We start from the raw sequence: 10028 nt of genomic DNA on the forward strand, positions 1-10028 counted from the left end.
TATCAATTTATGTCGACATTTTGTTGGTTTTTTAGCCTGTTTTTCCGATCTCAAGGTTGACACTTGCAATGATAGGGCGCATAGTGAACTCACAAATTGTCGACAATCTTAATTTAGTACTTTGATAGACCTATTATGACAGAGCAAAAAGCCAACGATAACTACAACGATATCACGATAACAACAGCATCAGACCAAGTGTTTGTCGACATGCGTCGTGAAATTGTCCAAGGCACCATCGAGCAGGGTAGCAAAATTTCTGAGCCAGAACTTGCTAAACGCTATGGTGTAAGCCGTGCCACCTTACGTGAGGCGCTAAATCGTTTAGAGAGCTGTTATTTGGTAGAGCGTAAAGCAAATGTCGGTTGCCGTGTCGTTGCACTAACAGCTGAGCGTTTAATCGAAGTCTATCAGGTTCGTAGTGCCTTAGAAGGGCTGGCTTGTCGTTTAGCTGCCGATAACATGGAACCTGAAGAAGTGCAGGGTTTAAAACAGTTATTGAACCAGCACTTACAAACACAGCGTGTAAAAGAAGGTGAATCATACTACCAAGAAGCGGGCGACCTTGATTTTCATTATCGCATTATTAAAGGGTCGAAAAACGCACACTTAATTCATCTTTTATGTAATGAGTTGTACCAGTTAATTCGTATGTACCGTGTACAAATGGGGATGGTTGGGCCGCGTGTATCAAAAGCGTTTGATGAACACTTGGCTATTATTAATGCCATTGAAAACCATGACGGTGAATTAGCCGAAATGCTTATGAAGCGCCATATCAGTGCGTCTCAGGCAAATATTCAGACTAAGTTTGACTTACTCGCAGCAAAAAATTAGTAGCGCTTTAGTTAAACAGTCACAATTTAGATTTAAAAAATAGAGTTAGCCAAAGAGCTAAAACCGTTCAAAGATAGGAGTTATCCAATGTCAGCAGGATTGAAATTCAAACAGGCAATCGCCAACAACAAGCCATTGCAAGTGGTTGGCACCGTCAACGCTTACTGCGCAATGATGGCAGAAAAAACAGGTCACCAAGCACTTTACCTCTCAGGTGCGGGTGTTGCTAACGCATCATACGGCATGCCAGATTTAGGTATGACTAGCCTTGATAACGTACTTGAAGATATTCGTCGAATCACCAGCGCTACCGACTTACCGCTTCTTGTTGATGCTGACACAGGGTGGGGCGGTGCATTTAATATTGCTCGTACCGTTAAAGAAATGACCAAAGCAGGCGCAGCGGGCTTCCATATTGAAGACCAAGTAGCACAAAAACGTTGTGGTCACCGTCCTAATAAAGAGATCGTGTCTAAAGATGAAATGGTTGACCGTATTAAAGCTGCGGTTGATGCCAAAACAGACAGTGATTTTTACATTATGGCGCGTACTGATGCATTCCAAAAAGAAGGCTTAAATGCAGCTATTGACCGCGCAGCAGCGTGTGTTGAAGCTGGCGCAGACGCTATTTTTGCAGAAGCTGTGCATGATTTAGCAGATTACCAAGCATTTGCTAAAGCGTTAAATGTGCCAATTCTTGCGAACATCACCGAATTTGGCCAAACACCGCTTTATACAAAAGAGCAATTGAGCGAAGTGGGTGTTGAAATTGTACTTTATCCACTTAGTGCATTTAGAGCCATGAACAAAGCCGCACTTAATGTGTATTCGTCTATTCTTAGCGAAGGCTCGCAACAAAGCCAAGTAGACAATATGCAAACACGTGCGGAATTATATGAGTTTTTAGATTATCACTCATATGAAAACACACTCGATAACCTTTTCTCAGCTAAAAAATCATAACGACAACATATAAGGAGAACACTCATGGTAGATAAAGCATTAGGCGGCGCAGGTTTACGTGGACAAGTAGCAGGTGAGACAGCACTGTGTACAGTAGGTAAATCAGGTTCAGGTTTAACTTATTGTGGTTATGATATTAGTGAATTAGCAGATAAAGCGCAGTTTGAAGAAGTGTCTTTTTTACTGTCGCGCGGTGAATTACCAACAGAGTCTGAGCTGACTGAATATAAAGCAAAGCTAAAATCACTACGTGGTTTACCAGATTCACTTAAAACAGTGCTTGAGAACATTCCTAAAGACGCGCACCCAATGGATGTAATGCGTACGGGTTGTTCTATGCTAGGTAACTTAGAGATGGAGCAAGATTTCTCGCAAGCGAATGATGCGATTGATCGCCTAGTTGCCGTATTCCCAAGCATTATTTGTTACTGGTATCGTTTTAGCCATGACGGCGTTCGTATTGAAACTGAAACAGATGATGATTCGGTAGGTGCACACTTCTTACGTTTATTACATGACGAAGCACCATCAGCACTGTTCGAGCAAGTAATGAATGTGTCTTTAATTCTTTATGCAGAGCATGAGTTTAATGCATCAACATTCACTGCGCGTGTGTGTGCATCAACATTGTCTGATATTCACTCTTGTGTAACGGGTGCTATTGGTAGTTTACGTGGTCCATTACATGGTGGTGCGAACGAAGCGGCTATGGATATGATTGAAGGCTTCACAAGTGCAGACCAAGCTGAAGATGCACTGATGGGTATGCTTGAGCGTAAAGACAAGATCATGGGCTTTGGTCATGCCATTTACCGTGAATCAGATCCTCGTAACGTGATCATCAAAAAGTGGTCAGAAAAACTGGCAGCAGAAGTGGGTGATGATGTGCTTTATCCAGTGTCTGTTCGCTGTGAAGAAGTTATGTGGCGTGAAAAGAAATTATTCTGTAATGCTGATTTCTTCCATGCATCTGCGTATCACTTCATGGGTATCCCAACTAAGTTATTCACGCCAATTTTCGTGATGAGCCGTGTAACAGGTTGGACAGCGCACGTGAAAGAGCAACGTGCTAATAACCGTATTATTCGCCCAAGTGCAGATTATACGGGCCCAGAAGCGCGCAGCTATACGCCAATTTCTGAGCGTTAATCGTTAATTAAATCAGTGATAGGGGTAGCTTGGCTGCCCCTTTATGAAGGGGCGAAATAAATACAAAAACAATCAGCCCACCTTTGTTCACCGTCACCAAGTACAAGTAGAATCATCATGAATACAAACTTTAGAAAACCATTAGCAGGCACCGGCGTCGATTACTTTGATACGCGCGCTGCTGTTGATGCAATTAAACCAGGCAGCTATGCCACACTTCCTTACACATCAAGAGTACTTGCCGAAAACTTAGTTCGTCGCTGTGACCCTGAAATGCTAAATGATGCACTGTCGCAGTTAATTGACCGCAAGCGTGATTTAGATTTTCCATGGTTTCCTGCGCGTGTTGTGTGTCACGATATCTTAGGTCAAACAGCGTTAGTTGATTTAGCAGGCTTGCGTGATGCCATAGCTGCAAAAGGCGGCGATCCTGCAAAAGTAAACCCTGTGGTACCTACACAGTTAATTGTTGACCACTCATTAGCGGTTGAACACGCAGGTTTTGAACCTGATGCATTTGAAAAAAACCGTGCTATTGAAGATCGTCGTAACGATGACCGTTTCCACTTTATCAATTGGACAAAAACAGCATTTAAAAATATTGATGTGATCCCGCCGGGTAACGGCATTATGCATCAAATCAATTTAGAGAAAATGTCACCTGTGATCCAAAAACGTGATGGCGTGGCATTCCCAGATACATTAGTTGGTACAGATAGCCACACACCTATGGTCGATGCGCTAGGTGTTATTGCAGTCGGTGTAGGTGGTCTTGAAGCTGAAAGTGTGATGCTTGGCCGTGCATCTTACATGCGTTTACCAGATATTGTGGGTGTTGAACTAAAAGGCAAGCCACAACCGGGTATTACTGCAACCGATATCGTATTAGCGATCACCGAATTTTTACGTAATGAAAGAGTTGTGTCGACCTACCTTGAATTTTATGGTGAAGGTGCCGATGCACTTACCCTAGGTGATAGAGCAACTATCTCTAATATGACGCCAGAGTTTGGCGCAACAGCTGCGATGTTCTACATCGATGACAACACGCTTGATTACCTACGTTTAACAGGCCGTGAAGAAGAGCAAGTTAAACTAGTTGAAACTTACGCAAAAGAGACTGGCCTTTGGAGTGATAGCCTTAAAACGGCCGAGTATGAGCGTGTGTTAACTTTTGATCTGTCTTCAGTTGGTCGCAATATTGCGGGCCCTTCAAATCCACATCGCCGTGTTGCAACAAGCGAACTTGATAAAGCAGGTATCACTGGCGTTGTTGAGAATGAAGAAGGCTTAATGCCAGATGGCGCCTGTATCATTGCTGCAATCACAAGTTGTACGAATACCAGTAACCCACGCAACGTTATTGCTGCAGGTTTACTTGCGCGTAATGCCAACGCTAAAGGGTTAACTCGTAAGCCATGGGTTAAAACATCACTGGCACCGGGTTCTAAAGCGGTTAAGTCTTACTTAGAAGAAGCCAATTTATTACCTGAGCTTGAACAACTTGGCTTTGGTATTGTTGCCTTCGCGTGTACAACCTGTAACGGCATGAGTGGTGCGCTTGATCCAAAAATTCAGCAAGAAGTGATTGACCGAGACCTATACGCAACGGCTGTACTTTCGGGTAACCGTAACTTCGATGGTCGTATTCACCCTTATGCTAAACAAGCATTCTTAGCTTCACCACCACTGGTTGTTGCTTATGCTATTGCCGGTACTATTCGTTTTGATATCGAAAAAGATGTATTAGGGCATGATCAACAAGGCAACGAAATTCGCCTTATGGATTTATGGCCATCAGACGAAGAAATTGATGCAGTGATTAAACAAAGTGTTAAACCTGAGCAGTTCAAAAAGGTTTACGAGCCAATGTTTGATTTAAGTGTAGATTATGGCGAAGACAACGATCCGCTTTACCAATGGCGTCCACAAAGTACTTATATTCGCCGTCCTCCTTATTGGGAAGGCGCATTAGCGGGTGAACGCTCTTTGAGTGATATGCGTGCCTTAGCTGTGTTGGGCGACAACATCACTACTGATCACTTATCGCCTTCAAATGCGATTCTAGCGTCAAGTGCTGCTGGTGAGTACCTCGCTAAAATGGGTCTCCCAGAAGAAGATTTTAACTCGTATGCTACTCACCGAGGTGACCATTTAACAGCACAGCGTGCAACATTTGCTAACCCTAAGTTACTGAATGAAATGGTTAAAGAAAATGGTGAAGTGAAGCAAGGTTCATATGCTCGCATTGAACCTGAAGGCAAAGTGACGCGTATGTGGGAAGCTATCGAAACCTACATGCAGCGCAAACAACCGCTTATCATTGTGGCTGGTGCCGATTATGGTCAAGGGTCATCACGTGACTGGGCTGCAAAAGGTGTACGCCTAGCTGGTGTTCAAGTGATTGCAGCCGAAGGCTTTGAGCGTATTCACCGTACCAACTTAATTGGTATGGGTGTATTACCGCTTGAGTTTAAAGCAGGTACCACGCGAACTACGCTAGGTATTGATGGTAGTGAGAGTTTCAGTGTTAAAGGTGAGCCAACACCAGGCGCAACACTGACACTAGTGATTACCCGTGCCAATGGTGAAATCGTTGAAGTACCAATGACGTGCCGTTTAGATACAGCTGAAGAAGTGTCAATTTATTCAGCGGGTGGTGTACTGCAACGTTTCGCGCAAGATTTTTTAGAATCTGAGGAGCACTAAGCAATGGTATTTAAACCACAAATTAAGGTGCCAGCGACCTATATGCGTGGCGGCACCAGTAAAGGGGTGTTCTTTAACTTAACTGATTTACCTGAGCCTGCCCAAGTGGCAGGTGAGGCGCGCGATAACCTGTTATTACGTGTGATTGGCAGTCCCGATCCTTACCAAAAACAAACTGATGGTATGGGCGGTGCAACCTCAAGCACCAGTAAGACGGTGATATTATCGAAAAGTACTAAAGCTGATCACGATGTTGATTATCTGTTTGGTCAAGTTGCTATCGATAAAGCGTTTGTTGATTGGAGTGGTAACTGCGGTAATTTAACTTCAGCAGTCGGGGCCTTTGCTGTGTCAAACGGTCTTGTTGATGCCAGCAAAATTCCAGAGAATGGCGTTGTTGAAGTTAAAGTATGGCAAGTCAATATTAGTAAAACCATCATAGTGCACGTGCCAATTACTAACGGTGAAGTGCAAGAAACTGGTGATTTTGAGCTTGATGGCGTGACCTTTCCAGCCGCTGAAGTAAAACTTGAATTTATGGACCCTGCTGATGGCGAAGGGGCTTTGTTCCCAACAGGTAACTTAGTCGATGAATTAGAAGTGCCGGGTATTGGTATGTTGTCTGCAACGATGATCAATGCGGGTATTCCTACAGTTTTCATTAACGCCAGTGAAGTTGGCTATGATGGCACAGAGCTACAAGAAGCCATTAACGGTGATGCATCGGCACTTGAAAAGTTAGAAACGATTCGTGCCTATGGGGCGTTGAAAATGGGGCTAATTTCTCATATTGATGAAGCAAAGGCACGTCAACATACGCCAAAAGTAGCTTGGGTTGCACCAGCTAAAACTTATCATGCATCAAGCGGTAAAGTTGTAAACGAAGCCGATATTGATTTAGTAGTACGTGCTATGTCGATGGGTAAGTTGCACCATGCCATGATGGGCACGGCTGCGGTTGCAATAGGTACTGCAGCTGCTATTCCTGGTACCTTGGTAAACCTTGCTGCAGGTGGTGGTGAGCGACAGGAGGTAAACTTTGGTCATCCTTCTGGCACTTTAAAAGTGGGCGCTGCTGCAACACTTGTTGATGGTAATTGGCAAGTCACAAAAGCAAGTATGAGCCGAAGTGCACGTGTATTAATGGAAGGCTGGGTTCGAGTTCCTCAATAGTACACAGCTGTGCACAGATATAATTTAAATAAAGCGGCGGTTACGCCGCTTTGTCTAATCCGTAGCATTGTTGCTTCATGCCTTCAATAAACTCATCAAACTTGCCGCTCTGTTGCATGAGTTCTATTTCATCATTTAAGTCTTCTAAAACTTTTTGCCAGTGTGGCGTTGATTTGCTGACAGAAAAATATAGCGGTTTGTATTCAAGCTTAGGCTCTAATGCGACCAGTGATTCTAGTATTTGTCGTTTGCCGCTAATTGATAATTCAGACTTGTAAACGCTTGCTTTTAACACTTCAAGATCTGCCACAATCAGGCTTACGCGGTTACTAAGTAAGAGGTGAATTAGTTGGTACTCATTATTAGCGACGATTGTATCGATTTCTTTATTATCAATCATGGCATCGAGTTCTTTGGTGTTTTTATATGAGCGAACTACGCCAATTGGTAAATTTTTAACTGATTTTAAATCCCCATTAAATGGAATTTGAGTTCCCTTTAACGCCACGAAAGAAAGATCCCCACCTGGAATGGCATGGCTTAAAGCGAGTAAATCGTTGCGGGTTTTATCAAGGAAGTTATCTGAAATAACATCATCTTCAATGAAATATTCAGGAAAGAGAATATCAGCGCGACCTAATTCAGCCTCTCTTACGGCACGTGCCCAAGGATAAAAACCAATATGCACGCCATAACCTTTTTCAAGTAAGGAGCTTACAGTAAATTGATAGAGCCAGCCTTTGTTGCATAAGTTTTCGTCTATATAAGGAGGCCAATCTAAAGTAACGAGCTTTAATACATGTTTGGCATCTAAGTTATACCCATATCCGCCGTTGAAACGCACCGCTTCTTCAGTGATGATTTCGCCATTTTTTTCAAAGCTAACAGGCGTAAGGCCCGCAAGAGCTTGATATGAGGCGAATAAAAAAAATACGGTCAGTAGTTTCATAAATTGTTTAAGTTTTTGTTATTTATCTAAAGCTTAGCCTTTTGCCGTAAATATACAACCTAGTAACTGTAACAATATCTAACGGATGGAGTACATTTTTCGATCACAGCTTATATTAATAGACTTGAGTGACAAAAAGTTTACATTTGTATTATGATATCACTTAATGCTTTTGCAGCTTAAGGATAACAACAATGATAAAACCAAGTATCTATATATCACTTCTCACAAGCTCTATGCTTGCTCACGCACAATTACCGCTTAGCGTTACAAGCCCTGATGGACAAATAACTGTAAAACTCGAAAAACAACAAAATCAGCTTGTTTATAGCGTAAATTATGGCAACCAAGAGTTTTTGCAGCAATCACAGCTTGGTTTAAATACCAACCTGGGTGATTTTTCACAAAGCCTAAAATATAAAAGCCATACAACAGCTTCAGTCAATGAAAGATATAAGCTGCATAATGCAAAGGTGAGTGAAGTAAACTACACGGCGAATACCTTAAAAGCGCAATTTGAAAACCAAGAGGGCAAAGTACTAGGAGTCGAGTTTAACGTGTCTGATAGCGATGTTGCATTTCGTTATCAGATATCGGGAGCTGAAACTGATACCCGTATTAAGGTGTTAGCTGAATACAGTGCTTTTAACCTACCAGATAATGCAACCACGTTTATAAGCCCACAAGCCTTACCTGAAACGGGCTGGATGCAAACAAAACCAAGTTACGAAGAGCCTTACACCTTCAACGCAGCCCTTGGAACACCGTCAGCGAATGGCGTGGGCTATACATTTCCTGCATTATTTAAAAATAGCGATAAAGGCTGGTTATTAATTTCTGAAACCGGTGTTGATAGCCATTATGTTGGCTCAAAATTAAGCGAAGGCACGAAAGACGGTGTTTATCGTATTTCATTTCCTCAGGCTGGAGAAAACAATGGCATTGGTGCAACTTATGCGGCTATGGCAATGCCTGCAACCACACCTTGGCGCACCATCACGTTAGGAGCAAGTTTAAAGCCAATTGTTGAATCAACCGTGGCGTTTGATTTGGTTAAACCCCTTTATCAAGCAAGCCAAGAATATAAAATGGGTCGTTCAACATGGAGCTGGATTGTTTGGCAAGACCCAAGTATCAACTACGATGATCAAATCAAATTTATCGATTTAGCTGCGTCATTAAACTTTGAATATGTATTAATCGACAATTGGTGGGATAAAAACATTGGCCGCGAGAGAATGGCTGAATTGGTTAAGTACGCCAATGGAAAGGGCGTTGATGTTATTTTATGGTACAACTCAAATGGCTGGTGGAATGACGCACCTCAAACCCCACAAAATAGAATGAACAGTGCACCAGCACGTCGAAATGAAATGGCGTGGTTGCAAAGCATTGGTGTTAAAGGGCTTAAAGTAGATTTTTTTGGTGGTGACAAACAAGAGACCATTAAACTCTATGAAGATATTCTTACAGATGCAAATCAGTATGGTTTAGTGATCACCTTTCATGGCAGCACCATCCCGCGTGGCTGGGAAAGAATGTATCCTAACTTCGTCACATCTGAAGCAGTACTGGCATCGGAGAACCTTGTTTTTCATCAAAATTCGTTAGATTTACATGCCTATAACGCGACTATTTTACCGTTCACTCGTAATGCTATTGGCGCTATGGACTTTGCCCCAGTGTTTTTAAACAAACGCTTATCTCAAGATCAAACAGTCGGCAATATTCGTAAAACCACAGATACATTTGAACTGGCAACAGGTGTGCTTTATCAATCACCAGTGCAACATTTTGGTCTGACGCCAAATAACCTTGAAGAACAACCTCAATTTGTTATTGATACTTTAAAGGCGATGCCAACGGTATGGGATGAAACACGCTATATTGCAGGTCAGCCGGGTCAAGATGCAACGATTGCGAGGCGTCATCAACAAACATGGTGGGTAGCAGCCGTGAATGGTGAAAATAAATCTAAAACATTAGATATTGATTTACCTATGTTAGCAGGTAAAAAAATCACCCTGTTGTTTGATAAAAAAGATGGCATTGCAGGTACTAAGCAAGTCACAGTAAGTAACAGTGGTAAATTAACCTTAAACTTATTAGCTCAAGGTGGCGCACTGATAATTGGTCGCTAAATGTGAGTTAATAGGCGATAAACAAAACCAAGTAGAGAAAAGCGAGCAGGTTGCTCGCTTTTTTTATAGCTATATTTGCCTTGTTAAATTAGACGTGGGTCACAGAG

7 protein-coding genes are annotated in these 10028 nt (G+C 42.5%); 6 read left to right on the plus strand and 1 reads right to left on the minus strand.

The features are described from left to right. The first annotated feature begins 135 nt into the window (after positions 1-135). The 5 genes from L1D51_RS18650 to prpF all read left to right on the plus strand — a co-directional run bounded on the left by L1D51_RS18650 (position 136) and on the right by prpF (position 6831). Positions 136-837 (plus strand): GntR family transcriptional regulator, encoded by a 702-nt coding sequence (locus L1D51_RS18650; protein WP_054561374.1) that lies wholly within the window; start codon positions 136-138, stop codon positions 835-837. An 87-nt stretch (positions 838-924) separates the two neighbouring features. Then, entirely contained in the window at positions 925-1800 is an 876-nt protein-coding gene (prpB, locus tag L1D51_RS18655; protein ID WP_054561375.1) for a methylisocitrate lyase, read from the plus strand. 24 nt (positions 1801-1824) lie between these two features. After that, the gene (gene prpC, locus L1D51_RS18660) at positions 1825-2949 is read left to right on the plus strand and encodes a bifunctional 2-methylcitrate synthase/citrate synthase (protein WP_054561376.1); all 1125 of its coding nucleotides are present in this window, start codon (positions 1825-1827) and stop codon (positions 2947-2949) included. A gap of 117 nt (positions 2950-3066) precedes the next feature. Continuing rightward, the gene (gene acnD / locus L1D51_RS18665) at positions 3067-5658 is read left to right on the plus strand and encodes a Fe/S-dependent 2-methylisocitrate dehydratase AcnD (protein ID WP_239964484.1); all 2592 of its coding nucleotides are present in this window, start codon (positions 3067-3069) and stop codon (positions 5656-5658) included. Positions 5659-5661: 3 nt separating this feature from the next. Next, positions 5662-6831, plus strand: a complete 1170-nt coding sequence (gene prpF / locus L1D51_RS18670; RefSeq protein ID WP_239964485.1) for a 2-methylaconitate cis-trans isomerase PrpF — start codon at positions 5662-5664, stop codon at positions 6829-6831. 40 nt (positions 6832-6871) lie between these two features. Here prpF and L1D51_RS18675 read toward each other — a convergent pair whose 3' ends face one another. After that, complete coding sequence (locus L1D51_RS18675; protein ID WP_239964486.1) at positions 6872-7780, minus strand: substrate-binding periplasmic protein; 909 nt, start codon at positions 7778-7780, stop codon at positions 6872-6874. 194 nt (positions 7781-7974) lie between these two features. Here L1D51_RS18675 and L1D51_RS18680 point away from each other — a divergent pair, with 194 nt between their 5' ends. Further along, positions 7975-9921 carry a glycoside hydrolase family 97 protein gene (locus L1D51_RS18680; RefSeq protein WP_239964487.1) on the plus strand — a complete coding sequence of 649 codons (1947 nt, stop codon included), beginning with the start codon at positions 7975-7977 and terminating at the stop codon, positions 9919-9921. Positions 9922-10028: the final 107 nt, after the last annotated feature.

It is taken from the genome of Pseudoalteromonas shioyasakiensis (genome assembly GCF_022398475.1).
Classification (GTDB): domain Bacteria; phylum Pseudomonadota; class Gammaproteobacteria; order Enterobacterales; family Alteromonadaceae; genus Pseudoalteromonas.